This is a genomic window from Pseudomonas sp. NBRC 111124 (genome assembly GCF_001320245.1).
In the GTDB taxonomy this organism is placed as follows: Bacteria; Pseudomonadota; Gammaproteobacteria; order Pseudomonadales; family Pseudomonadaceae; genus Aquipseudomonas.
Window position 1 is genome coordinate 25,869 of the sequence record NZ_BCBA01000033.1, and the last position, 22,103, is coordinate 47,971.

General features: G+C 62.9%; 26 protein-coding genes. 23 read left to right on the forward strand and 3 right to left on the reverse strand.

Annotated elements, in window-relative coordinates; all coding sequences use genetic code 11:
* Nucleotides 1–64: 64 nt before the first annotated feature.
* Nucleotides 65–2,638 (reverse strand): DNA mismatch repair protein MutS, encoded by a 2,574-nt coding sequence (mutS, locus tag APH28_RS13515; protein WP_060510086.1) that lies wholly within the window; start codon nt 2,636–2,638, stop codon nt 65–67.
* 149 nt (nt 2,639–2,787) lie between these two features.
* Here mutS and APH28_RS13520 point away from each other — a divergent pair, with 149 nt between their 5' ends.
* The 22 genes from APH28_RS13520 (at nt 2,788) to recX (ending at nt 19,877) form a co-directional block, all read left to right on the forward strand.
* Complete coding sequence (locus APH28_RS13520; RefSeq protein ID WP_060510294.1) at nt 2,788–3,525, forward strand: XRE family transcriptional regulator; 738 nt, start codon at nt 2,788–2,790, stop codon at nt 3,523–3,525.
* A gap of 477 nt (nt 3,526–4,002) precedes the next feature.
* Nucleotides 4,003–4,341: a phage holin family protein gene (locus APH28_RS13525; RefSeq protein ID WP_060510088.1), complete on the forward strand. Its 339-nt coding sequence runs from the start codon at nt 4,003–4,005 to the stop codon at nt 4,339–4,341.
* An 11-nt stretch (nt 4,342–4,352) separates the two neighbouring features.
* On the forward strand, nt 4,353–4,850 hold the full coding sequence (locus APH28_RS13530; RefSeq protein ID WP_060510090.1) for a hypothetical protein: 498 nt from the start codon (nt 4,353–4,355) through the stop codon (nt 4,848–4,850).
* Nucleotides 4,847–5,407, forward strand: coding sequence for a phage baseplate assembly protein V (locus tag APH28_RS13535; protein WP_060510093.1), 561 nt, complete (start codon nt 4,847–4,849; stop codon nt 5,405–5,407). The genes APH28_RS13530 and APH28_RS13535 overlap by 4 nt, the downstream gene beginning before the upstream one ends.
* Nucleotides 5,408–5,479: 72 nt before the next feature.
* Complete coding sequence (locus APH28_RS13540) at nt 5,480–5,806, forward strand: GPW/gp25 family protein (protein WP_060510095.1); 327 nt, start codon at nt 5,480–5,482, stop codon at nt 5,804–5,806.
* Nucleotides 5,803–6,684 carry a baseplate J/gp47 family protein gene (locus tag APH28_RS13545; RefSeq protein ID WP_060510097.1) on the forward strand — a complete coding sequence of 294 codons (882 nt, stop codon included), beginning with the start codon at nt 5,803–5,805 and terminating at the stop codon, nt 6,682–6,684. The genes APH28_RS13540 and APH28_RS13545 overlap by 4 nt, the downstream gene beginning before the upstream one ends.
* A 1-nt stretch (nt 6,685) precedes the next feature.
* Nucleotides 6,686–7,294, forward strand: coding sequence for a phage tail protein I (locus APH28_RS13550; RefSeq protein WP_060510099.1), 609 nt, complete (start codon nt 6,686–6,688; stop codon nt 7,292–7,294).
* Nucleotides 7,287–9,212, forward strand: a complete 1,926-nt coding sequence (locus APH28_RS13555) for a phage tail protein (protein WP_060510101.1) — start codon at nt 7,287–7,289, stop codon at nt 9,210–9,212. Before APH28_RS13550 ends, APH28_RS13555 begins: the two co-directional genes overlap by 8 nt.
* 9 nt (nt 9,213–9,221) lie before the next feature.
* Nucleotides 9,222–9,650 (forward strand): phage tail assembly chaperone, encoded by a 429-nt coding sequence (locus APH28_RS13560; protein ID WP_060510103.1) that lies wholly within the window; start codon nt 9,222–9,224, stop codon nt 9,648–9,650.
* Between the two features lie 89 nt (nt 9,651–9,739).
* Nucleotides 9,740–10,906: a phage tail sheath family protein gene (locus APH28_RS13565; RefSeq protein WP_060510105.1), complete on the forward strand. Its 1,167-nt coding sequence runs from the start codon at nt 9,740–9,742 to the stop codon at nt 10,904–10,906.
* Nucleotides 10,907–10,919: 13 nt separating this feature from the next.
* The gene (locus APH28_RS13570) at nt 10,920–11,429 is read left to right on the forward strand and encodes a phage major tail tube protein (RefSeq protein WP_060510107.1); all 510 of its coding nucleotides are present in this window, start codon (nt 10,920–10,922) and stop codon (nt 11,427–11,429) included.
* Between the two features lie 10 nt (nt 11,430–11,439).
* Nucleotides 11,440–11,742 carry a phage tail assembly protein gene (locus APH28_RS13575; RefSeq protein WP_060510109.1) on the forward strand — a complete coding sequence of 101 codons (303 nt, stop codon included), beginning with the start codon at nt 11,440–11,442 and terminating at the stop codon, nt 11,740–11,742.
* A 125-nt stretch (nt 11,743–11,867) separates the two neighbouring features.
* Nucleotides 11,868–13,907: a hypothetical protein gene (locus APH28_RS13580; protein WP_060510111.1), complete on the forward strand. Its 2,040-nt coding sequence runs from the start codon at nt 11,868–11,870 to the stop codon at nt 13,905–13,907.
* A gap of 9 nt (nt 13,908–13,916) precedes the next feature.
* Nucleotides 13,917–14,762, forward strand: coding sequence for a phage tail protein (locus APH28_RS13585; RefSeq protein WP_060510114.1), 846 nt, complete (start codon nt 13,917–13,919; stop codon nt 14,760–14,762).
* The gene (locus tag APH28_RS13590; RefSeq protein ID WP_060510116.1) at nt 14,737–14,943 is read left to right on the forward strand and encodes a tail protein X; all 207 of its coding nucleotides are present in this window, start codon (nt 14,737–14,739) and stop codon (nt 14,941–14,943) included. Before APH28_RS13585 ends, APH28_RS13590 begins: the two co-directional genes overlap by 26 nt.
* Nucleotides 14,944–14,947: 4 nt before the next feature.
* Nucleotides 14,948–15,982: a phage late control D family protein gene (locus tag APH28_RS13595; protein WP_060510117.1), complete on the forward strand. Its 1,035-nt coding sequence runs from the start codon at nt 14,948–14,950 to the stop codon at nt 15,980–15,982.
* A 26-nt stretch (nt 15,983–16,008) separates the two neighbouring features.
* Nucleotides 16,009–16,557: a glycoside hydrolase family 19 protein gene (locus APH28_RS13600; RefSeq protein WP_060510119.1), complete on the forward strand. Its 549-nt coding sequence runs from the start codon at nt 16,009–16,011 to the stop codon at nt 16,555–16,557.
* On the forward strand, nt 16,554–17,033 hold the full coding sequence (locus tag APH28_RS28085) for a lysis system i-spanin subunit Rz (RefSeq protein WP_256249364.1): 480 nt from the start codon (nt 16,554–16,556) through the stop codon (nt 17,031–17,033). The genes APH28_RS13600 and APH28_RS28085 overlap by 4 nt, the downstream gene beginning before the upstream one ends.
* Before the next feature lie 93 nt (nt 17,034–17,126).
* The gene (locus APH28_RS28600) at nt 17,127–17,687 is read left to right on the forward strand and encodes a hypothetical protein (protein WP_156340884.1); all 561 of its coding nucleotides are present in this window, start codon (nt 17,127–17,129) and stop codon (nt 17,685–17,687) included.
* Nucleotides 17,688–17,741: 54 nt separating this feature from the next.
* A complete protein-coding gene (locus APH28_RS13615; RefSeq protein ID WP_060510125.1) occupies nt 17,742–18,224 on the forward strand; it encodes a CinA family protein in 483 nt (160 codons plus the stop codon).
* Between the two features lie 103 nt (nt 18,225–18,327).
* Nucleotides 18,328–19,395 carry a recombinase RecA gene (gene recA, locus APH28_RS13620; protein ID WP_027919991.1) on the forward strand — a complete coding sequence of 356 codons (1,068 nt, stop codon included), beginning with the start codon at nt 18,328–18,330 and terminating at the stop codon, nt 19,393–19,395.
* A gap of 11 nt (nt 19,396–19,406) precedes the next feature.
* Complete coding sequence (recX, locus tag APH28_RS13625; RefSeq protein WP_060510127.1) at nt 19,407–19,877, forward strand: recombination regulator RecX; 471 nt, start codon at nt 19,407–19,409, stop codon at nt 19,875–19,877.
* A 51-nt stretch (nt 19,878–19,928) separates the two neighbouring features.
* Here the strand turns inward: recX and APH28_RS13630 are convergent, their stop codons facing one another.
* Nucleotides 19,929–21,047, reverse strand: coding sequence for an LOG family protein (locus APH28_RS13630; protein WP_060510129.1), 1,119 nt, complete (start codon nt 21,045–21,047; stop codon nt 19,929–19,931).
* A gap of 302 nt (nt 21,048–21,349) precedes the next feature.
* Between APH28_RS13630 and APH28_RS13635 the strand changes: the two genes are divergently transcribed.
* Entirely contained in the window at nt 21,350–21,553 is a 204-nt protein-coding gene (locus tag APH28_RS13635) for a hypothetical protein (protein ID WP_060510130.1), read from the forward strand.
* Here the strand turns inward: APH28_RS13635 and APH28_RS13640 are convergent, their stop codons facing one another.
* Nucleotides 21,554–21,973, reverse strand: a complete 420-nt coding sequence (locus APH28_RS13640; RefSeq protein ID WP_060510132.1) for a quorum-sensing-regulated virulence factor family protein — start codon at nt 21,971–21,973, stop codon at nt 21,554–21,556. It abuts the gene before it with no gap.
* Nucleotides 21,974–22,103 lie beyond the last annotated feature (130 nt).

Here is a 22,103-nt window from a genome sequence, read left to right on the forward strand (position 1 = left end):
CCAGGCTAATAACCTGCAGCACCAGCAAACCGCGGCGGATTCTACCAGCTTGTAGTGGGCGCCGTTATAACAGGTTCTTTAGTTGATATAGCATTTCGATAGCTTGACGCGGGGTCATGTCATCCAGGTCCAGCTTGCCCAGCTTCTCGATGGCAGGGTGTGGCAGGCTGGCGAACAGGTCGCTCTGGTGCGGGACATGCGGCTCGTCCTTGGCCTTTTGCATCGCCGGTGCTTCATGGGGCAGGCTGGTGGTTTCCAGCCGGCCCAGGTGCTCGCGTGCGCGCAGGATCACTGGCGCTGGCACGCCCGCCAGCTGCGCCACGGCCAGGCCGTAGCTTTGGCTTGCCGGGCCAGGCAGCACGTGGTGCAGGAAAACGATACGTTCATTGTGCTCGGTGGCGTTCAGGTGCACGTTGGCCACCAGCGGTTCACTCTCCGGCAGCACGGTCAGCTCGAAGTAGTGGGTGGCGAAGAGGGTGTAGGCACGCAGCTGGGCCAGGCGCTCGGCGGCGGCCCAGGCCAGCGACAGACCGTCGAAGGTGCTGGTGCCGCGGCCGACTTCGTCCATCAGCACCAGGCTGCGGTCGGTGGCGTTGTGCAGGATATTGGCGGTTTCGCTCATCTCGACCATGAAGGTCGAACGCCCGCCGGCCAGATCGTCGCTGGAACCGATACGGGTGAAGATGCGGTCGACCAGCGACAGTTCGCAGCTGGCGGCCGGGACGAAGCTGCCGATGTGCGCCATCAGCACGATCAGGGCGGTCTGACGCATGTAGGTAGACTTACCACCCATGTTCGGGCCGGTGATGATCAGCATGCGCGTGCTGTTGTCCAGGCCCAGGTCGTTGGCCACGAACGGCGTGGTCAGTACCTGCTCGACCACCGGGTGGCGGCCTTGCTCGATGCGCAGGCACGGCTCGTCGGTGAAGCGCGGGCAGTTCAGGTCGAGGTTCAGCGCGCGCTCGGTAAGGTTGCTGAGCACGTCGATTTCGGCCAGCGCGGCGGCGCTGTCCTGCAGCGGAGCCAGGTGGCTGATGAGGGTTTCCAGCAGCGCGTCATAGAGCATCTTCTCGCGCGCCAGGGCGCGGCTCTTGGCCGACAGCGCTTTGTCCTCGAAAGCCTTGAGTTCGGGCGTGATGAAGCGCTCGGCACCCTTGAGGGTCTGGCGGCGGATGTAGTCGCCCGGTGCCTGCTCGGCCTGCTTGGTCGGCAGCTCGATGAAGTAGCCGTGCACACGGTTGTAACCGACCTTGAGGTTGGCAAGGCCGGTACGGGCCTTCTCGCGGGTTTCGAGGTCGATGAGGAACTGGCCGGCGTTCTCACTGATCGCCAGCAGCTCGTCCAGCTCGCTGTCGTAACCGGCCTTAAGCACACCGCCATCGCGAATCACCGCCGGCGGGTTGTCGATGACGGCACGTTCCAGCAGGCTCGCCAGCTCCGGGTAGGTACCGGTGATGGCCGCCAGGCGTGCCAGGTGCGGCGCCTCCAGCTCGCTCATGGCGTTCTGCAGCTCGGGCAGGGCGCCAAGGGCGTCGCGCAGGCGCGCCAGGTCACGCGGGCGGGCATTGCGCAGGCCGATACGGGCGAGGATCCGCTCGATATCGCCGATTTCCTTGAGCTGCGGTTGCAGCTTTTCGAAGCGGTAGCCGTCGAGCAGGCAGCGTATCGAGTCTTGGCGTGCCTGCAGCACCTTGGGGTCGCGCAGCGGGCGGTTCAGCCAACGGGTCAACAGGCGGCTGGCCATGGCGGTCTGGCAGCGGTCGATTACCGATTGCAGCGTGTTGTCGCGACCGCCGGCCAGGTTGACGTCCAGTTCCAGGTTACGGCGGCTGGCGCCGTCAAGGATGACCGTGTCGTCCAGACGTTCGTGGCGCAGGCTGCGCAGGTGCGGCAGGGCCGTGCGCTGGGTTTCCTTGGCGTAAGTCAGCAGGCAGCCGGCGGCACCGATGGCCAGGGTCAGCTTGTCGCAGCCAAAGCCCTTGAGGTCCTTGGTTGCGAACTGCTGGCACAGGGCCTTGCGCGCCGAATCGCGGTCGAAGTCCCACGGCGCGCGGCGACGTGCACCGGGGCGCTTCTCGGCCGGCAGGTCACGCGGCCAGTCGTCGGGGATCAGCAGCTCCACCGGGTTCAGGCGCTCGAGTTCGGCCAGCAGGTTTTCCCAGCCTTTGATCTCTTGCACGCTGAAGTTGCCGCTGGTGATGTCCAGCACCGCCAGGCCGAACAGGCGTTCGTCACCGAGCAGGGCGGCGATCAGGTTGTCGCGGCGCTCGTCGAGCAGGGCCTCGTCACTGACCGTGCCGGGGGTGATGATGCGCACCACCTGGCGTTCCACCGGACCCTTGCTGGTGGCCGGGTCGCCGATCTGTTCGCAGATCACCACTGACTCACCAAGCTTGACCAGCTTGGCCAGGTAGCCCTCCAACGAATGGAACGGAATGCCGCACATGGGGATCGACTGGCCGGCCGACTGACCGCGCGCGGTCAGGGTGATGTCCAGCAGTTTTGCGGCTTTCTTCGCATCTTCGTAGAAGATCTCGTAGAAGTCGCCCATGCGGTAGAACATCAGCTGGTCCGGGTGCTGGTTTTTCAGCTTCCAGTACTGCTGCATCATTGGTGTGTGTGCGGAAAGATCAGACATTCAGGGCCTTACAGCGGGTGATCTGGTTGGCGATTATCAAACCGGCAATGGTACAGGCTTTTTCAACCAGATGCAGGCGCAGGCCATGGGGCGTGAGCGCGCAGTCAGGCGCATTGCATTTGCCGGCGCATGGCTGCATTATGCACGCTATGCAAAAACGCAACGTAGCCACCGTACTCAGAGAACTGCTCGACCGCCACGGCCTGTCCCCGACGGAGCTGCACCGGCGCACGGGCGTCCCTCAATCCACCTTGTCGCGAATTCTCAGCGGCAAGATCGTCGACCCTTCCGATAAGCACGTGTCGAAGATAGCCGACTACTTCGGTGTGAGCACCGAGCAGTTGCGCGGGCGTGCCGAGCTTGGCGAGTCGCGCGAAGCGGCGCTGCCGGCCCACGGCCATGCCGACCTCAGCGACATCAGCCTGTGGGACGATGAAACCCCCGTCGAGGATGACGAGGTGTCGGTACCTTTCCTTCGCGAGGTCGAATTGGCAGCTGGATCAGGAAGATTCGTCATCGAAGAGAGCGAGCGTGCGCGCCTGCGTTTCGGCAAGCGCAGCCTGCGCCACAATGGCGTGCAGTTCGACCAGGCCAAGTGTGTGACCGTGCGCGGCAATAGCATGCTGCCGGTATTGCGCGATGGTGCGACGGTGGGTGTGAACACCGGCAAATGCTCGATCGGCGACATCATTGATGGCGACCTCTATGCCATCAACCATAACGGCCAGCTGCGCGTGAAGCAGGTCTACCGCCTGCCTACCGGCATCCGCCTGCGCAGCTTCAACCGCGATGAACACCCCGATGAGGACTACAGCTTCCAGCAGATGCAGGACGAGCAGATCAGCCTGCTCGGGCATGTGTTCTGGTGGGGCATGTACGCTCGCTGACGATCTCTCTCCAAGAAACCCGCTTCGGCGGGTTTTTTTTTGCTTGCAGAAAATACCTACAAGCCAGGTAGTGCATGGCCTGCATGCATATAAGTAAAAATAAACGCATAGAAATTTGAAGAAATGCATTGACTGCATATGCATGAATGCATAGCCTGTGTCTCAAGCCGGACGGAAACCGGTTGTTACACAGGCAGCGATGGACAGGCCTCAACTGTCCAGAGGGTTGGCAACTGGCCCGGGTGTGCAGCGTAAAGCACCGCGAACAGTTATCCGGCGGGCAGGCGGCCGCGGTCGGAGTCACCAATTTGTAGCGGAACCGCACGGCGTCACCAGTCGTGGCCGGCGGTTCGACAACGCATTACTGAAAAGCCTGGCGAGCCGGGCTTTTTGGAATGCCGAGGCTTTTGAAATATGCAGAGTACCCACAACCCGTCTGTTGGCCCCGCCAACAGGCATTACACAGGAGACAGGACAGTGACGAACGAGCAACAAGCGTTACTGGAGATGCCGCTCTGGCTGGTAATCGTCCTGGCATTGCTGGGCGGCCTGAGCGGCGAGATGTGGCGGGCCGACAAGGCCGGGGCCACGGGCTGGTCGCTGCTGCGACGGCTGGCGCTGCGCTCCGGGGCCTGCATGGTCTGCGGCGTGTCGACGGTGATGCTGCTGTATGCCGGCGGCCTGTCGATCTGGGCGGCCAGTGCATTGGGCTGCATGACTGCAGTTGGCGGCGCCGATGTCGCCATGCGCCTTTACGAACGTTGGGCGATCCGGCGCCTGGGCTTGCGCGAAACCACGGAAGCGGACGAGCGATAAGGAGAATATGCATGAGCGAATTGGCCACCTTGCATGCGGCCGTGACCGCAACCATTCGTGAGGCGATGCCGGAACTGGCCTCGGTCGATGCCTATACAGCTGTAGGAAATGCCCCGGAGCGACCGGCGCTGCGCCATGGCATCGTGCAGATGACGGCAGATGCAGCTCCGCGCGATGGTCGCTCGGTGTTGATCGCCACCTTCGAGGCGGACATCACCGCCGACAGCGCCAACCCCGAAGCGCGGCTGCAGGGCAGCCTGCTCGCTGCACAACTGATGGACCTGCTGCGTCAGCAGCATTGGGCACTGGATTTCGTCGAAGCCAGCCGCAACGTGCAGGCGCAGTTCGAAGGCAGCGCATGGACCGTGCGTTGGGACCAGCCGGTGCTGCTTGGCGAGGCCCGATGGAACTGGCCGGACCAGCCACCCGGTAGCCTGGTGCTGGGCTTCGCACCCGATACCGGCTTGGGCAACGAAGCGCATTACATCGCCCCGGAGGACTTGGCATGAGCTACGTGAGCGCCATGCACGACCGCATGCTCGCATGCCTGATCATTCCTTGCAGGGTGGTGGCAGTGGACCTTGCCGCCGCCCGGGTGCGAGTGTCCGACGGCAGTGGCTGGACCAGCGCCTGGTTGCGCTGGCACGCCCAGGCTGCTGGCCAGGCCCGGCACTGGCGTGCACCGAGCTTGGGCGAGCAGGGCGTGCTGCTCAGCCCCAGTGGCGAGCCGGCCCAGGGCACCTTCCTGCCAGGTCTCTATGGCAACGCCGGCAGTGCGGCGGATAACCGCGAGCATGCCGAGGTCTGGCGTTTCGCCGATGGCGGTTCGCTCAGCTATGACTGGCAGGCCAGCCACTACGACATCCAGCTGCCTGGCGGCAGCGCGACGATTCAGGTCGGCGCCAGCACCGTGCAGGTCAACGAGGGCGCAATCAACCTCAAGGCGGTAGCGATCAACCTCACTGGCAAGGTCACGGTCGACGGCCCACTGCAAGTCAGCGGCGACATCAACGGCGGTGGGCGGATCATCGATACCGCCGGCAACACGGCCAACCACAAACATTGAATGAAGCCCGCCGATGCGGGCTTCTTCATATCAGGAGAGTGCCATGCATACCCATGAACAGGGCGGTGCACCATGATCGGCATGGACCGCCGCAGCGGCCAGCCGCTTACCGGCATCGATCATGTGCGCCAGTCCATCGAAGACATCCTCACCACACCGCTGGGCAGCCGGCGCATGCGCCCGGACTACGGCAGCCAGTTGCGGCGCTTCGTCGATTTGCCGGTCAACGAAGGCTGGAAGAGTGCCGTGCAGGCCGAAGTGGCTCGCGCACTGGGCCGCTGGGAACCACGTTTGCAACTAGAGCGGGTCAAGGTCGTCGCCGTGCTCGACGGCCAGGTCAGCCTGGCCTTGAGTGGTCGCTACCTGGGCGATGAAGCGTTGCTGGAGGTGAGTGTATGAGCCAGGTCGACCTGTCGAAACTGCCAGCTCCCCAGCTGTTGGAGGACCTCGACTATGAAGCCCTGTATCAGGCCGATCTGGGCACCTTCCGCGAATACCTGGGCGACGCCTGGAATGCAAATCTGGAGAGTGACCCGGTCACCAAACTGCTTGAGGTCGGTGCCTACCGCAAGCTGCTCAACCGGGCGCGTATCAATGACGCCGCCAAGGCGCTGCTGCTGGCCTACGCGCAGGGCAGTGACCTGGACCAACTGGCCGCCAACGTCAGCCTGCAGCGCCTGGTGATCCAGGCCGAGGACCTGGCCAGCGTCCCGCCCGTCGAGGCCTTGCTGGAGTCGGACGATGCCCTGCGTGAGCGGGTACAACTGGTCTATGAAGGGCTGACCACAGCTGGTCCACGCAACAGTTACATCCTGCATGCCCGCAACGCTTCGGGGCAAGTGGCTGACGCCACCGCCGAGAGCCCGTCGCCGGCTGTGGTGGATGTCACCGTGCTGGGCCTGGAGGGCGATGGCCAGGCCAGCGCCGAGCTGCTGGCGCAGGTGGCCGCGTACCTCAATGACGACGACATCCGCCCGGTGGCCGACCGGGTCAATGTGCGCAGTGCCGAAATCCTGCCCTATCGCATCGAGGCCGTGCTGTACCTGGCCGACAGCGGTCCTGAGTACGAGGCGATCCTCGCCGAATGCCAGCGTCGTCTAGAAGCCTGGATCAATCCACGGCGTCGGCTGGGCGTGGAAGTGGCCCGCTCGGGCATCGATGCCCAGCTGCATATCGATGGTGTCAGCCGGGTCGAGTTGAGCGGCTGGGCCGACATTCGCCCGAGCAAGGCGCAGGCGGCCTGGTGCAGCGGCTTCACCTTGAAGCGGGGTGGCTGACATGCAGAGCTTGTTGCCGCTCAACCGTACAGCGCTGGAGCGGGCCATCGAAGTGGCGGCTGACGAGGACCTGAAAGTCAGCCTGCGCCGGCTCTACAGCCCCGACAGCTGCCCGGCGCACCTGCTTTATCACCTGGCCTGGGCCTGGTCGGTGGACCGCTGGGAAGACAGCTGGAGCGACGAGATCAAGCGTTCGGTGATCCGCTCGGCGTTCTTCGTTCACGCCCACAAAGGCACTCTCGGTGCGCTCAGGCGGGTGGTGGAACCGTTCGGCTACCTGATCGAGGTGCAGGAATGGTGGCAAGCCACACCGCCCGCACCGGCGGGCACCTTCGCTTTGAAGATCGGCGTCTCCGATGCCGGTATCAGTGAAAGCACCTATCAGGAACTGTCATCGCTGATCGACGACGCCCGGCCAGTCAGCCGCCACCTGACCGGCCTGGTGATCAGCCTGGAAAGCCGTGGCGCCCTTCATGTCGGCTGCGCGATCCAGGACGGCGACGAACTGGACATCTACCCGCTGACGCCCCGTGACATCGAGGTCATGGGCGTCATAGGCCGCGGTGGCCGCGAACATACAATCGATACCTTGGACATTGCACATGGTTGACCAGACTTCTCAGTTCTACGCCATCCTCACCAATGTGGGGGCGGCGAAACAGGCCAATGCCGATGCCTTGGGCATTGCCTGGAAAATCACCCAGATGGGGGTTGGCGATGCCAACGGCAGCGACCCCACCCCCAATGCCACCCAGACCAGCCTGATCAACGAATGGCGCCGCGCGCCGTTGAACCAGCTGAAGGTGGATGACAAGAACAGCGCGATCATCATTGCCGAGCAGGTCATTCCGGCGGATGTCGGCGGTAAGTGGATCCGCGAGATCGCGCTTTATGACGCCGACGGTGACATGGTGGCTGTGGCCAACTGTGCGCCGACCTATAAACCGTTGTTGAGCCAGGGCTCGGGACGTACCCAGGTGGTGCGGATGAACCTGGTGGTCAGTAGTGCCAGTAACGTGCAGCTGAAGATTGATCCGGCGGTGGTGCTGGCCACGCGTGAGTACGTCGACAGCCGGCTTATTGAGGAAATCAGCAAGCTGGACAACAAGGAGTCGGTACGCGCGGCCACCACGGCCAATATCACCCTGTCGGGGCTGCGGACGGTCGACGGTGTTGTGCTTGCGGCGGGGGATCGGGTCCTGGTCAAGAACCAAACCGAAGGTAAGGAAAACGGTTTGTATGTCGTGGCAGCTGGTGCTTGGTCGCGTACTTCCGATGCGGACACCAGCGCCGAGGTAACGCCAGGGTTGGTGGTGGCGGTTGAGCAGGGCGCGATCCAAGCCGATACGATCTGGCAGTTGATTACCGATGCCCCGATTGTATTGGGCACCACGGCGCTGACCTTCCGTGACATTACCGACGGTTTCGCCCGTCTTATGTCGCCGGCCTTCACAGGCACGCCGACGGCGCCTACGCCGCCGCAGTTCGACTCGACGCAGAAAGTGGTCAACGCCGAGTTTCTCAAGCGGATGGGGGTGGAGTACGGCGGTTACGTGAACTACCCCGTATCGACGACCCTGACCCCGGCAGATTGCGGCAAGTTGGTCGCTTTCGGACATCCGACTAATCCGCTGGTCGCAACACTTCCGACAGGCGGAGACATCACGCCGGGCGTAACCGTAACGGTCCTTTGCTCCCAGGGCACGCTCACTGTGACTGCGGCAAGCGGTGACTCGATTGGCGCGATCAGTGCGCCGGGCAATATCGCTCTGGCTCAGGGTGACACCGCTGAGTTCATCCGCAATGGCACCAACTTGTGGTACCTGATCGGCGGGTCAGTACTGCTCAAATACTCCTACGTGATGCGTGGCGCGAACTGGACTACCCAGGCGCAGTTCGATGCCCGCGGTGCACTGGCAACCACAGAGTTTGTTCAGCGGGCGCTGGGTAGCTTCAGCGGCCAGCGAGGCATAAATGCGGCCTATACGGTGGTTCCAGCAGATGCCGGTAAGTTGTTGAGTCTCAGTGGCTCGGGCTACGCAATAACTCTGCCCGCGACAGCAGCATTCGCCGTCGGTGCCTCGGTTCGGTTCGTGAACTACGGTACCGGTGTTATCACGGTGAGCGGCCCAGGTCTGACCGCCTCGGTGCCTATTGGCATAGGCGATGCGCTGGAGGTTATGGCGACTTCCAGCGGCTGGATGCTGATCGGCGGCAGCGCCTTGCTTAATTCCAGTTCTGGCTTTGCCAGTGCCTTGACGGCGGGTGGTCATCAAAAACTACCTACCGGATACATCGAGCAATGGGGGACGGCGCAAGTGCCTGCTAACGGAACCCTGGACATCACCTTGCCGACTACTTTCCCCACGCAATGTTATGGCGTGGTTTGCCAGTATTCCATCGGCCTTGGCGGTAAAGCGGGCCGGCTCGGGGGGGCGCCTATTACCACCTCGGTTATTCGTATCGAGTGTGCATTGCCCGGAGAAGGTGGTTCGCAGAACGTGTATTGGAAGGCTTGGGGGAAATAAGGAGAAACCATGTATTTTTATTCAGCGACAACCCGTGGTTTTTACGATCGGGCGACTCACGGGGCTGATATGCCGCCCGATGTTTGCGAGGTCAGTACCGATGAATATGGCCGGCTGATGGAAGCTCCTAGTCAAGGGCGCGTCATCGTTCCTGATCACAAGGGCCGTCCGGTGGTTGCTGATGCGCCTGGCTTGGGTTTCGAACAGCAATGCGCGGTCGAGCGTGCTTGGCGTGATGACATGTTGTTAAAGGCCTGCGCCGTGCGTGACCGGCACCGTGACGAGCAAGAGCTGTCCCGGCCTACCACCTTGACCCAGGAGCGATTTGTGGAGCTGATGCGGTATATCCAGAAACTGCGCGACTGGCCCCAGTCCCCCGGCTTCCCCATTGAAGGGCAGCGACCCGTAGACCCGGCCTGGCTCGCTGAACAACCCTGAAACGCCCCGCACTGACGGGGCGTTTTCTTTTTCCGCTGTACCACATAGCCCTGCACCGCGGGGCCTTTTCATATCTGGAGTAAACCTACATGAGTGGATTCTTCCACGGCGTCACCGTAACCAACGTCGACACCGGTGCCCGCAGCATCGCGCTGCCTTCTTCCTCGATCATCGGCCTGGTCGACACCTTCACCGAAGGCGCTGGCGTCACGGCCAAGGCCAACGACCTTGTTCTGATCACCAGCGAGCGCGAAGCCGTCGCCGCCTTCGGCGAAAACGCCGCCATCACCAAGGCCTGCCGGGCCATCTACACCCGCGCCAAGGCGGTCATCGTAGCCTGCGGTGTAGCCAAGCTCGAAGATGCCGCCGAGCAAACCGCCGCGATCATCGGCAGCGTTCAGGCCGATGGCAAACGCACCGGCCTGCAGGCGCTGCTCGACGGCAAGAGCCGTTTCAATGCCCAACCGCGCCTGCTGGCCGCACCACGTCACAGCGCCACCCAAGCAGTGGGCACCGCACTGGTAGCCCTGGCCGACAAACTGCGCGGCATTGCCATTATCGACGGCCCAAATACCACCGACGAGGCGGCCCTCGACTACGCCAAGAACTTCGGTGCCAAGCGCGCCTTCCTGGTCGATCCGGGTGTGCAGTACTGGGACAACGGCGAGGAGGCCACCGTCGATGCGCCGGGCTCGGCCTGGGTCGCCGGCCTGTTCGCCTGGACCGACAGCGAATACGGCTTCTGGGCCTCGCCGTCGAACAAGGAATTCGTCGGCATCACCGGCACCACCCGCCCGGTTGAGTTCCTCGACGGCGACGACAGCTGCCGCGCCAACCTGCTGAACAACGCCAACATCGCCACCATCATCCGCGACGACGGCTTCCGCCTGTGGGGCAACCGCACTCTGTCCAGTGACCCGAAATGGGCCTTCGTCACCCGCGTGCGGACCATGGACATCGTCATGGACGCGATCCTCTACGGCCACAAGTGGGCTGTCGACCGCGCCATCACCGCCACCTACGTCAAGGACGTCACCGAAGGCTTGCAAGCCTTCATGCGCGACCTGAAGAACCAGGGCGCGATCATCAACTTCGAGGTCTTCGCCGACCCGGATCTGAACACGGCCAGCCAGCTCGAGCAGGGCAAGGTGTACTGGAACATCCGCTTCACCGACGTACCGCCTGCCGAAAACCCTAATTTCCGCGTTGAAGTCACTAACCAGTGGCTGACCGAAGTCCTCGATTCCGCCGCTTAAGGAGCGCATCTACATGGCAATGATTCCCGAAACCCTGGCCAACCTGAACCTGTTCGTCGACGGCGTCAGCTTCCAGGGCGATGTGCCCAGCCTGACCCTGCCCAAACTCACCCTGAAGATGGAAGAACACCGCCCCGGCGGCATGGACATGCCGGTCGAGATGGACCTGGGTATGGAGAAACAGGAAGCGGCCTTTACCACCACAGGCGTGCGCCGTGAAGCGCTGAAATTCTTCGGCCTGGCCGATGGCACCGGTTTCAACGGCACCTTCCGCGGCGCCTTCAAGGGCCTCAAGGGCAAGATCAACCCGGTGGTGGTCACCCTGCGTGGCACCCTGAAGGAAATCGACATGGGCGACTGGAAGTCCGGCGACAAGGCCGAGATCAAGCACAGCGTTGGCCTGACCTACTACAAGCTCGAAGTCGATGGCCGCCTGATCTATGAAATCGACGCCCTGGGCATGAAGCGCGTGATCGACGGCGTCGACCAACTGGCCGCCCAGCGTGCTGCGCTTGGCCTGTAAGGAGGCGATCATGGCTCAAGCGAAAAAGCAGCCGCAATGGCTGACCCTCAGTGCCGACCGCGTCACCGTGCGCCTGTCGCGCCCCAGCGAAGCCAATGGCGTGCAGGTCGACAGCCTGTCACTGCGGACGCCGACAGTGCGCGATATACGCAATGCCCAGGCCGGCGGCGCGGCAAATGACGAGCAGCGCGAGCTGAACCTGTTCGCGTCGCTGGCCGAAGTCGGCATCAAGGACCTCGAAGGCCTCGCCTTGAAAGATTATGGCCGCCTGCAAAGCGGCTATTTTCGCCTGGTGCAGGACGACGAACTTTGACCCGGTCCGGCAGAAGGCCGCCGCCAAGCGGTTGGCCAAGGAGCTGAATTTTTCCGCGAGCGAAATCATGACCATGTCGTACAGCGACATGGTCTGGTGGCTCGCGCCGTGACAAGGAGGAACCTATGGCGAACACACAAGTGTTCACCCTCGGGCTCGGCGTCACCGTCATCAACCCCCTGGGCCTTGCCATCGAGCAGTTGCGCCGGGATGTCGAACGTCTGCGCAGGCAGGCCGACGGCACCCGGCTGGGCCGGCTGATCGGCGAAGTGATCAGACTGGGGTCGGAGCTTGACAAGTTACGCCAGGTCGAACGCCAGCTGGCGCTTGATCAGGAGCAGCAACACGAAGTCCAGATCGCCCGGGTGGGAGATGAGGCCGAGGCTGTCGAGCGTTTGCGTCAGCACTACCAGATGCTCGACCGCGTAATCGCCGGGTTGGCACGGTTGCAGCCGTTCAAGGCAGGATTGGAGCTCAAGACTTTCCGCACTTCGAACTCTGTGACAACGGAGCAGCACAGCACTGCGGCAAATCAGCAACCAGACGCTGGCGTGCCGGCCAAGGCAGCTTCGCCTGAGTTCAAGGTCTCTCTGGCCAGAGGCGCGCTGGTGGCTGCAGGGCTGGGACTGACCGCGTTGGTGGGCCGCCGTGTCGGCCGTTCAGTCGTGCAGCGCCAACCTCGCAACACCCAGCGAAGGATCGCCAGGGTAGCCGGCAAGGAATGGCAGGCGCATCGCGTCGATGCCATTGGCAAGCTCGGCAAGGCGCTGGTCGAAGGCGAGACGGGTGAGGAAAAGGCGCAAGGCGCTGGCGCTGCGGTCGGAGAAATCGGCGGCCGTGTGCTGGGGTCGGTACTCACCAGGCTGACCACCAGCCGGATGGCCAGACAGCATGGCGGCAAGGCCGGTGCCTACCTCGGTGAGGTGTTCGGCAAGCTCGTCGCAGGCAAGCTGTATGGCTGGGTGGCCCAGGACGCCAGCGCCCACTCGGAGGCGGAGGCGACGCCTGGCGGTACCACTGCGTCAGGCGCTGGCCAGCCCGACGCGCCAGCGCAGGTGTCACCGCAACGGGCTTTGACCAGAGGCGCGGCGGCCGCCGCCGTGCTTGGATTGACTGCATTGGCTGGCCGCCGTGTCGCTCGCGCAATCGTGCGGCGCCAACCCCACAACACTCAGCGAAGGATCGCCAGGGTCGCCGGCAAGGATTGGCAGGCGCGCCGCGTCGATGCTCTGGGCAAGGTGGGCAAGGCGCTGGTCGAGGGCGCGACAGGTGAGGAAAAGGCCCAAGGCGTCGGTGCTGCGCTCGGCGAGGTCGGTGGGCGAGTGCTGGGCGGTGTACTGCCCAAGCTGACCAAGAGCAGATTCGCCAGAAAGCACGGCGCTGCAGGCGGTGCTTACCTAGGGGAGGCCTTGGGACAAATGGCAGGCGGTGGTCTGTTCAATTGGGCAACCCAGCCAGTTAATCCACAGCCTCGGAGTACGCCTGCTGCCACAAAGCAGGGTGATGCAGTGACTGCGCCGTCATCTATAGGGCAGATGCCTGAAACGGCGCTGCTCGAAGCTCAAGGCTTGTCTTCGCTGCTTCCTGAAGGTGCAGGCACGCTGTTACCCGGTATTGGCAAATTGCTTAAGAAAGTGCCGGGTGCTGCGTTGCTCGATGCATCCGTGCAGATGGTGGACACCTACAACAGCGCTGGCACATCCGCCCAGAAGCTGGAGGGCTACAGCAGCGCTGCTGGGGGGCTGGGCGGGACATTGGCAGGTGCCGCAGCCGGTGCTGCGATCGGTTCGGTGGTGCCCGTGATCGGTACTGCCATCGGTGGCCTGATCGGTGGCGTGCTGGGCGGCATGGGCGGCGAGTCTGCGGGTGGTTGGCTGGGGCACACGGTGGCCGCCATTACCGGCAACGATGAACCTGGTTCGAACAGGGAGGCTGCCAGTCAGCCCGCGCCGCCGCCCTCTGTATCAGCGCATCCCTCGCAGGCAGTCACAACGCCCACTTTCGACCAGCAGTTCACCTTCACCGCCAACATGCCGGTGACCTTCAACAACAGCTTCGACGACCCGACCACCCTGCAACAACTGGAAGCCATCGCCCGCCGCGTGCTCGACGACCTGATGCGTCAAGCGCGCTCGGTGCAGATGGCCGATCAACCACAGCCATGAGGAGGACCCATGACCTACCTGGAACAGTTGCAAGGCGGCTTGCATGCACTGGTCAAGGCGGGCGAGGAGGGGCGTCGGCGTGCCGACGCCATGCTCGACCCGATGAACCAGGCGGTCGGCCATGCCAGGGAGGCGGCCAGCGAGCTCGAAGCCCTGCCATGGATCGGCCCGGAAATCGGCAGGCGCCTGCAACGCACGATGCGCGCCATTGACTCGGCGACGCAGCGCGTCGACAAGGTGATTGCCAAGTACGACCAGACCCTCGACGTGGTGCGTAAGGTGCGCGACCGCGTCGATGCTTTCGCCGAGCACCTGGGCAAGGCCGGGGCGGCCATTCGGCGGGTGATCGGCGATGTGCGTTCGGTCGCCAGCGGTGTGCTCTCGACCTTCGGCTTCGCACCGCAGGTCACCCCAGCGGCAGAAGCGATCAAGCCCTTCCCGCACCTGCTGGTACTGCAGCCACTGAAGGCCAATGCTGCGCCCTATTACTTCAACCTCGACACCGCTGCCTTCGACCAGCTGCGCCGGCAAACGCGTTTTCGCTGGGCCGGGCAAGAACGCTTGAACCGCGCAAACGCCCAGCAGGCGGTGAGCCTGGGCGAAGAAAGCATCAGCATCCGTGGCGCCATCTTCCCAGGTTTCAAGGGCGGATTGGGCCAATTGCAGGCGCTACGCGGCATCGGCCGGCAGCTGCTGCCGCTGTCGCTGACCACAGGTTACGGCGAAGTGCTCGGCACCTGGTGCCTGACCAGCATCGAGGAAGAGCAGGGCGCCTTGCTGGCCGGCGGCATTCCCCGAAAACAAGGGTTCTCACTGGAGTTCGTCAGCTATGGACAAGACCTGCAAAACGTCTGAGGGGGATGTGCTCGATACTCTCTGCCATCACTATTACGGGCACCTCGACGGCAGCGTCGAGGCGGTGTTGCAAGCCAATCAGGGGCTGGCCGACGAGGCCCAGCCGTTTCGCACGGGGGTGACGATCCGCTTGCCGACGCTGGCGCTGGTCACGGCCAACGTCGTGCAATTGTGGGGCTGATGCCATGCAACCCGTATTTCGCATCCAGGCCGATGGCAAGGACATCACTGCGCTGATCAACGACCGCCTTTTGCTGCTGCGTACCACCGACAAACCCGGCATGGAATCGGATGACTTCGAGCTGCGCATCGACGCCCGTGACGGTGCTGTGGCGTTGCCAGCGCGCGGTGCGCTGATCGAGCTGCATCTGGGTTACGCCGACCAGCCGCTGACCCGGCTGGGGCGTTACACCGTTGATGAGGTCGAACTGTCCGGCCCTCCCGATACCCTGGTGATTCGCGGCAAGGCCAGTGATCTGCGTGGCAGTGGCCGGACCATTCGCAGTGGCAGTTGGGAGGCTGTGCCTTTGCAGCGCATCGTCGCCGAAATCGGTGCGCGCAATGGCTGGCAGGTGGTCTGCCCGGTATTCGTCCAGATACCGCGGGTCGATCAGTACAACGAATCGGATTTCAATTTCATCACACGTCTGGCCCGCCAATACGATTGCACCGCCAAGCTCGCCGATGGGCAGCTGCTGGTGCTCCCGCGTCAGGCCGGGCAGAGCGCCAGCGGCAAGCCCCTGGGCGTGGTTGGTACCGGCCGCAACGAGGTCAGCCAGTGGCATTTCCGGCTGGATGACAAAGCTGCGCGCAAATCCGTGCGCACCCGTCATCAAGACGCTGCCAGTGGTGAGTCGAAGATTGTCGAGTTGGTTAACGAGGAGGCTGTTGACGGCCAGCGGCCGGTGCATACCGACCGTCATCTCTACCCCAACCGCGCGGCTGCCGAGCAGGCGGCCAAGGCGCGTCTGGCCAGCTTCAACCGCGATACCGCCCAGGTGCGCCTGGACTTACCGGGGCGTACCGACCTGTTTGCCGAACGCAGCATCGACCTGCAGGGCTTTGTCGATGGCCTCGACGGGCAGTACCAGATCGATTCGGTGGAGCAGGTGTTCACCGCATCGGGCTGGCGCACCACGGTGCAGGGCAATGGCGGCAAGGCTGGCAAGGTACAGGCGAAGGGGGCAGTGCCCCGCCGTCAGGCCGCGATCAAAGCTTGAGGGACGATACAGGGAAGGAGCCAGATATGCTCACTGAAACGCAATTGCTACAGATTCTGCCGAACGCCCGCCCTGTTGCGGGCGTTTTTCTTTCGGCACTCAATGCCAGCCTGCCGCGCTGGGAAATCGACAACCCCAAGCGGGTGGCGGCGTTCATCGCCCAGGTCGGTCATGAGTCCGGCCAGTTTCGCTACGTGAAGGAACTGGGCAGTGACCGCTACCTGGCGCGCTACGACACCGGCAGCCTGGCCTTGCGCCTGGGCAATACGCCGCAGGCCGATGGCGATGGCCAGTTGTACTGCGGGCGCGGCCTGATCCAGGTCACCGGGCGCAACAACTATCAGGCCTGCAGCCGCGCGCTGTTCGGTGACGAACGCCTGCTGGCGCAACCTCAGTTGCTCGAGCAGCCGCGCTGGGCCTGCGAGTCGGCGGCGTGGTTCTGGCATTCGCGTGGGCTCAATGCCCTGGCGGATCGCGGCGAGTTCAACCGCATTACGCGCCATATCAATGGTGGGCTCAATGGCTTGGAGGACCGTCTCAAGCTCTGGGCTCGGGCGCGTGAGGTGTTGTGTTGAACCGACTGCGCGTTGGCCTTGGCGCATTGCTATTGATGCTGTTCGCAGCACTCGCCTGGCAGGTACAGGGCTGGCGCTACGGGCGGCAACTGGCGCAGCTTGCGCAAGCACAGGCTGATGCCGAGGCTGCCCGGCTGCTCGCCGAACGCGGCCAGCGCCGGGCAGTTGAGCAACGCCTGGAAGAAAGTGAAACCCGTCATTTCAAGGAGCTTGATGATGCGCAACAGTCTCAGGCTCGCCTGCGTGATCGCCTTGCTACTGCCGATCTGCGCTTGTCGGTCCTGGTCGAACGCGGCGCCGTCTGCAGCGCAGTGCCAGCCACCGCCGGCGCCAGCGGCGTGGATCATGCAACCGTACGCGCCGGACTTGAGCCGGCGCATGCTCGACGAATTATCGCCATTACCGATGAAGGGGACCGGGGGTTGATTGCGTTGCGGGCTTGTCAGGATTATGTGCGCAAGCTGTATGCCGATTGATTTTCAAAGTTTGCTCATTTGGTGGAACATGGCGCTTCATGCGGCTCTGGGTAAGGGGCGCAAAAAACCGTCGCAGGGAGTGAGCGATAAGGCATGCGAACAAGCAAGACGTTTTCCCGTTTATCAGCACCGGCGCGTATCACGCTGGTGAGTTTGTTGCCCATATTCATCATTGCGGCGTTTATGTTTCTTTTGCCTGTAGGTGAGTTTTCGTCTCGGCTTGAAAGCTTTATCGATCTGCACCTCTTGGGCAGGGTCGGGCCCTGGTCTTCACGCTTTCCACTCGACTCGAAGGTGATAGCCAACTACATAGCGGTTGCTGCTCCGATTGTTTCCCTGGTGTTGATACTGCATTGGCGCCAGCATCGCCCCCGACCGGCGGAACCCCTGCTGGCCATGAATCGGCACCGCTTCGTGCTGTTGTGCTGCTCGATCTTATCGATCGCTGCGGTGATGCTTTACTACAGCTATTTCAGTTACCTGGATGCCTCCCAAGGCCGCACCAAATACCGCATATTTGGTGAAAGCCGTGTGCTCTTTCCGGTTTTCGCGGCCCTGTACATGGTGGTGTTCGAGTACCTGCTGCTGGCGGCCTACGTGTTGTTCGTTCACTACCCGTTGTGGTTGCTGGTGCAGCGCCGCTCCGGCAATTGATCGTACATTCAGGGTCCTGATAGGGTGATGACCTGTTTCTGCACGGAGCCTGTCATGGACCCGATCACCGTTCTATCGACCCGTCTCGGCGAACACCTGCGCCGTTTCAATGCCCAGGTAACCACTGCCGAATCCTGCACCGGCGGCGGTATCGCTGAAGCCATCACCCGTGTGCCCGGCAGCTCGGCCTGGTTCGAGGCCGGTTACGTGACCTATTCCAACGCCCAGAAAACCCGCCAGCTGAACGTGCCCGAGGCGCTGTTCGCCGAGGTTGGCGCGGTCAGCCAGGAGGTAGTCGAGGCCATGGCCCGCGGTGCCCAGGCCGCCAGCGGTGCGCGCTTTGCCGTGGCCGTCAGTGGCGTGGCCGGGCCTGACGGCGGTTCGCCGGCCAAACCGGTCGGCACTGTGTGGCTCGCCTGGGCCGATGGTGGGCACATCAGCAGCGAACGTCGGCACTTCGACGGTGACCGCGAAGCGGTGCGCCGACAGACGGTGATCGCCGCGTTAGACGGCTTGTTACAGCTTGGTGCCGAGTAAATCGTCGACAGGGGTTTGCTCGCGCGCTTGCCTGTGGAATAATACTGGCTACTTATACAGGTATTCCGGCCGTCAGGGCCAAGTCGAACACGTGAGGATTTCAATGGACGACAACAAGAAGCGCGCCTTGGCTGCGGCCCTGGGTCAAATCGAACGCCAATTCGGCAAGGGCGCGGTCATGCGCATGGGCGACCACGAGCGCCAGGGCATCCCGGCCATTTCCACCGGTTCCCTGGGCCTGGACATCGCGCTCGGCATCGGTGGTCTGCCAAAAGGCCGTATCGTCGAAATCTACGGCCCGGAATCCTCGGGTAAAACCACACTGACCCTGTCGGTCATCGCCGAAGCCCAGAAGAACGGCGCTACTTGCGCGTTCGTCGACGCCGAACACGCCCTCGACCCTGAATACGCCGGCAAGCTGGGCGTCAACGTCGACGACCTGCTGGTCTCGCAGCCGGACACCGGCGAGCAGGCCCTGGAAATCACCGACATGCTGGTGCGTTCCAACGCCGTTGACGTGATCATCGTCGACTCCGTGGCTGCACTGGTGCCGAAGGCCGAGATCGAAGGCGAGATGGGCGACATGCACGTCGGCCTGCAGGCCCGTCTGATGTCCCAGGCGCTGCGCAAGATCACCGGTAACATCAAGAACGCCAACTGCCTGGTCATCTTCATCAACCAGATCCGTATGAAGATTGGCGTGATGTTCGGCAGCCCGGAAACCACCACCGGTGGTAACGCCCTGAAGTTCTACGCTTCGGTGCGCCTGGACATCCGTCGTACCGGCGCGGTCAAGGAAGGCGACGAAGTGGTCGGCAGCGAAACCCGCGTCAAGATCGTCAAGAACAAGGTCTCGCCTCCCTTCCGTCAGGCCGAGTTCCAGATCCTCTACGGCAAGGGTATCTACCGCAACGGTGAAATCATCGACCTGGGTGTTTCCCAAGGCCTGGTGGAGAAGTCCGGTGCCTGGTACGCCTACCAAGGCAACAAGATCGGCCAGGGCAAGGCCAACGCGGCCAAGTACCTGCAAGAGAACCCGGCCATTGGCGCCGAGATCGAGAAGCAGATCCGCGAAAAACTGCTCAAGGCCGGTGCTGTAGCCGAAGCCGGCAAGGCCGCTGCTGCTGACGCCAACGCTGACGACGTGGCTGACGCCGACGCCGGTTACTGATAGCTGCTGGCATGTCCGCCGTACTCGACACCCCCGTTGCCGTCAGGCGGACAGCCATGGACCTGCTCGCGCGCCGCGAGCATGGTCGCGTCGAGCTGACGCGCAAGTTGCGTCAGCGCGGTGCCACGGATGAACTGATCGAGCCTGCGCTCGATCGGCTCGCAGAGGAAGGTCTGCTTAGCGAAGCCCGCTATCTTGAGAGTTTCATTCGATACCGTTCCGGTGCCGGCTATGGTCCTGCGCGTATTCGCGAGGAGCTGGGCCAGCGCGGGCTGAACCGAAGTGATATCGAGCAGGCTCTGCGTGAAAGCGAAGTGGATTGGGCGGTACTGTTGCGGGATACCTGGCAGCGCAAATTCGCCGGGCAACGTCCTCAGGATCCACGAAGTCGCGCCCAGCAGACCCGCTTCCTTGCCTATCGCGGTTTCCCCATGGACATGATCGGGCGACTGCTCAGTGGCCGGGACCTGGATGATTTCTAATCAAATGGCCTCATCGTCGGTTGCCGGCGATGAGGCCATTTGCTTAATCACTCAACTGACCTTCATAGCCTCCCGCGCCCGCTGGGTGGTATGCATCGGCTCCGGCTTGGCCCAGTTTTCCGGCAGGTTGATGAAATCGACCAATTCACGCAGTCGCCCCTGATCTCGGCCATTGAAGGCAAAGGTCAGCCGCGTCAGATGGCTGAAGTTGCCCACCTCGTGTTCGGCACCGCTGTCGGCTTGCTGGTGATATCGGCCACTCAGGCGCAAGTCGGCAAACCCCTCCTGGATGTCGTGCAGCGCGGCCTCGCTGAGCCGATGGTGCATACGGATTACGAACTGGTTCTTCAGCCAGCGGCTGGAGTGGTAGTTGCTGTAGAACTGATTGATTTCCTCCACGGCCTCATCGGCGCTGTAGACCAGGCGAAGTAGCTTCAGATCGCTGGGCAGGATATAGCGGTTTTCTTCGAGCTGGCGGCTGATGAACGCCAGGCAGTCGCGCCAGAACGTGCCTCCTGGTGAGTCCAGCAGTACCACCGGCACCAGTGGGCTCTTGCCGGTCTGGATCAGCGTCAGCACTTCAAGCGCCTCATCCAGGGTGCCGAAGCCGCCGGGGCAGAGCACCAGTGCATCGGCCTCCTTGACGAAGAACAGCTTGCGAATGAAGAAGAAGTGGAAGGGCAGCAGCTTGTCGGTGCCATCCACCGTGGCGTTGGCGTGCTGCTCGAAGGGCAGGGTGATGTTGAAGCCCAGGCTATGGTCACTGCCGGCACCTTCGTGGGCCGCCGCCATGATGCCGCCGCCGGCCCCGGTAATGACCATCAGTTCGGAGCGGGCCAAGGTTGCCCCCAGCTCGCGAGCCAGGGCGTACATCGGGTGCTCCACCGGCGTGCGTGCCGAGCCGAACACGGTGACTTTGCGCCGCCCCCGATAGCGCTGGAGCATGCGGAAAGAGTGATCCAGTTCGCGCAAGGCCTGCAAGGTGATCTTGGCGCTCCAGCGGTCGCTGTCGTCATGGGCCATGCGCAAGACCGTGAGCATCATGTCGCGGTACAGCGGAAGGTTCGGGCTGTTCGCCGCGACCTGTTGCAGTTGCTGGTCGATCTTGCTCAGGTCGATGCCGTGGTCCCTGAAGTGATTGAACAGCTGTTCATTCGATTGGTAAGGCATTCAACGTCTCCTTCTGCAGCAAAACCTCTGACCGGGCCGATGGCGTGGCTCGGCCGCGACACTGCGTGTGTCGCTGGCTGCCGTGACTCGAGTGTGCATCCCGAGCATTGCAGTAGGCCTTCAAGGCCGTGGTGCAGGGGTGTCAGTCCATCTTGTCGTTTTGGGGGCTTCGTTATCAATCTAGACCCTTGCGCCTGATCATGCAGGCGGCATGCTCGCGGCCATTCGTCGGTCTGCGGCCAGAGCGGGCGAGGGTTTGGTTAACTGGAGAAGCGAAACGTGTCGATGCGGGAGGTGGCGGTATGCATCGCTTGGTCATCGAGGTAGATCGGCAGCTGTATCAGCAGCTGGAACATGCTGCCCAGGATCACCATGTGAGTCTGGAGGCCGAGTGCCGCCGCCGGCTGGCAGCACTGGAGTGCCAGTCCCGCTACCTGCAGGCGCTGCTGGCCGAGATGCGCGCCGACGAAGAGCCGCAGCGCGCCGAGGGGGAGCGGGTTATCTAGTTACTTCTTCTTGTTGCCAGCAGTGCAGCTGGCAGCATCGAATGCCTGGTCCATGACTGGCTGGTTGGTCTTGTATACGGTAAAGCGATAGACCATCACCGCACCTTTGGACATCAGGTTACGGAAACCACTGTTGCGGCACACGCTGTCGCCCAACTGGCTGCGCACTTGCGCCGGGTTTTGCTGCATGCGTGCGGCATGCTCGGCGCGTACGCTCAGGTGGTTGACCAGCGCCTTGCCTTCAACGGTATAGCCCTGATCGAGAATGTCTTCGTTGATGGCGCGCGGGGTGCCGACACTGCTTTCCGTGGCGACCTTCTGCAGCAGCTTGTTGAGCTCGAACTCCTGCTTGGAGGCAGCCTGGGCTGCCAGTGGCAGGGTGAGCAACAGGCTCAGGGCCGGGACGATAAAACGCAGCATGAATCTCTCCTGGTTCGATGACTGGCGCTTTGACATGCGCCGACGGCGGGCGTTCCATGAAACCCGCTGCATCGCAGGCAAGTTCAGGGTGGCCAATCACGCCGATTATAAGGGACCGATTGGCTCCGCT

What these genes read in the sequence shown, in the direction of transcription:
- mutS (WP_060510086.1), bottom strand. Translation starts at nt 2,638, where the DNA reads ATGTCTGATCTTTCCGCACACACACCAATGATGCAGCAGTACTGGAAG.
- APH28_RS13520 (WP_060510294.1), top strand. Translation starts at nt 2,788, where the DNA reads ATGCAAAAACGCAACGTAGCCACCGTACTCAGAGAACTGCTCGACCGC.
- APH28_RS13530 (WP_060510090.1), top strand. Translation starts at nt 4,353, where the DNA reads ATGAGCGAATTGGCCACCTTGCATGCGGCCGTGACCGCAACCATTCGT.
- APH28_RS13535 (WP_060510093.1), top strand. Translation starts at nt 4,847, where the DNA reads ATGAGCTACGTGAGCGCCATGCACGACCGCATGCTCGCATGCCTGATC.
- APH28_RS13540 (WP_060510095.1), top strand. Translation starts at nt 5,480, where the DNA reads ATGATCGGCATGGACCGCCGCAGCGGCCAGCCGCTTACCGGCATCGAT.
- APH28_RS13545 (WP_060510097.1), top strand. Translation starts at nt 5,803, where the DNA reads ATGAGCCAGGTCGACCTGTCGAAACTGCCAGCTCCCCAGCTGTTGGAG.
- APH28_RS13550 (WP_060510099.1), top strand. Translation starts at nt 6,686, where the DNA reads ATGCAGAGCTTGTTGCCGCTCAACCGTACAGCGCTGGAGCGGGCCATC.
- APH28_RS13555 (WP_060510101.1), top strand. Translation starts at nt 7,287, where the DNA reads ATGGTTGACCAGACTTCTCAGTTCTACGCCATCCTCACCAATGTGGGG.
- APH28_RS13560 (WP_060510103.1), top strand. Translation starts at nt 9,222, where the DNA reads ATGTATTTTTATTCAGCGACAACCCGTGGTTTTTACGATCGGGCGACT.
- APH28_RS13565 (WP_060510105.1), top strand. Translation starts at nt 9,740, where the DNA reads ATGAGTGGATTCTTCCACGGCGTCACCGTAACCAACGTCGACACCGGT.
- APH28_RS13570 (WP_060510107.1), top strand. Translation starts at nt 10,920, where the DNA reads ATGGCAATGATTCCCGAAACCCTGGCCAACCTGAACCTGTTCGTCGAC.
- APH28_RS13575 (WP_060510109.1), top strand. Translation starts at nt 11,440, where the DNA reads ATGGCTCAAGCGAAAAAGCAGCCGCAATGGCTGACCCTCAGTGCCGAC.
- APH28_RS13580 (WP_060510111.1), top strand. Translation starts at nt 11,868, where the DNA reads ATGGCGAACACACAAGTGTTCACCCTCGGGCTCGGCGTCACCGTCATC.
- APH28_RS13585 (WP_060510114.1), top strand. Translation starts at nt 13,917, where the DNA reads ATGACCTACCTGGAACAGTTGCAAGGCGGCTTGCATGCACTGGTCAAG.
- APH28_RS13590 (WP_060510116.1), top strand. Translation starts at nt 14,737, where the DNA reads ATGGACAAGACCTGCAAAACGTCTGAGGGGGATGTGCTCGATACTCTC.
- APH28_RS13595 (WP_060510117.1), top strand. Translation starts at nt 14,948, where the DNA reads ATGCAACCCGTATTTCGCATCCAGGCCGATGGCAAGGACATCACTGCG.
- APH28_RS13600 (WP_060510119.1), top strand. Translation starts at nt 16,009, where the DNA reads ATGCTCACTGAAACGCAATTGCTACAGATTCTGCCGAACGCCCGCCCT.
- APH28_RS28600 (WP_156340884.1), top strand. Translation starts at nt 17,127, where the DNA reads ATGCGAACAAGCAAGACGTTTTCCCGTTTATCAGCACCGGCGCGTATC.
- APH28_RS13615 (WP_060510125.1), top strand. Translation starts at nt 17,742, where the DNA reads ATGGACCCGATCACCGTTCTATCGACCCGTCTCGGCGAACACCTGCGC.
- recA (WP_027919991.1), top strand. Translation starts at nt 18,328, where the DNA reads ATGGACGACAACAAGAAGCGCGCCTTGGCTGCGGCCCTGGGTCAAATC.
- recX (WP_060510127.1), top strand. Translation starts at nt 19,407, where the DNA reads ATGTCCGCCGTACTCGACACCCCCGTTGCCGTCAGGCGGACAGCCATG.
- APH28_RS13630 (WP_060510129.1), bottom strand. Translation starts at nt 21,047, where the DNA reads ATGCCTTACCAATCGAATGAACAGCTGTTCAATCACTTCAGGGACCAC.
- APH28_RS13635 (WP_060510130.1), top strand. Translation starts at nt 21,350, where the DNA reads ATGCATCGCTTGGTCATCGAGGTAGATCGGCAGCTGTATCAGCAGCTG.
- APH28_RS13640 (WP_060510132.1), bottom strand. Translation starts at nt 21,973, where the DNA reads ATGCTGCGTTTTATCGTCCCGGCCCTGAGCCTGTTGCTCACCCTGCCA.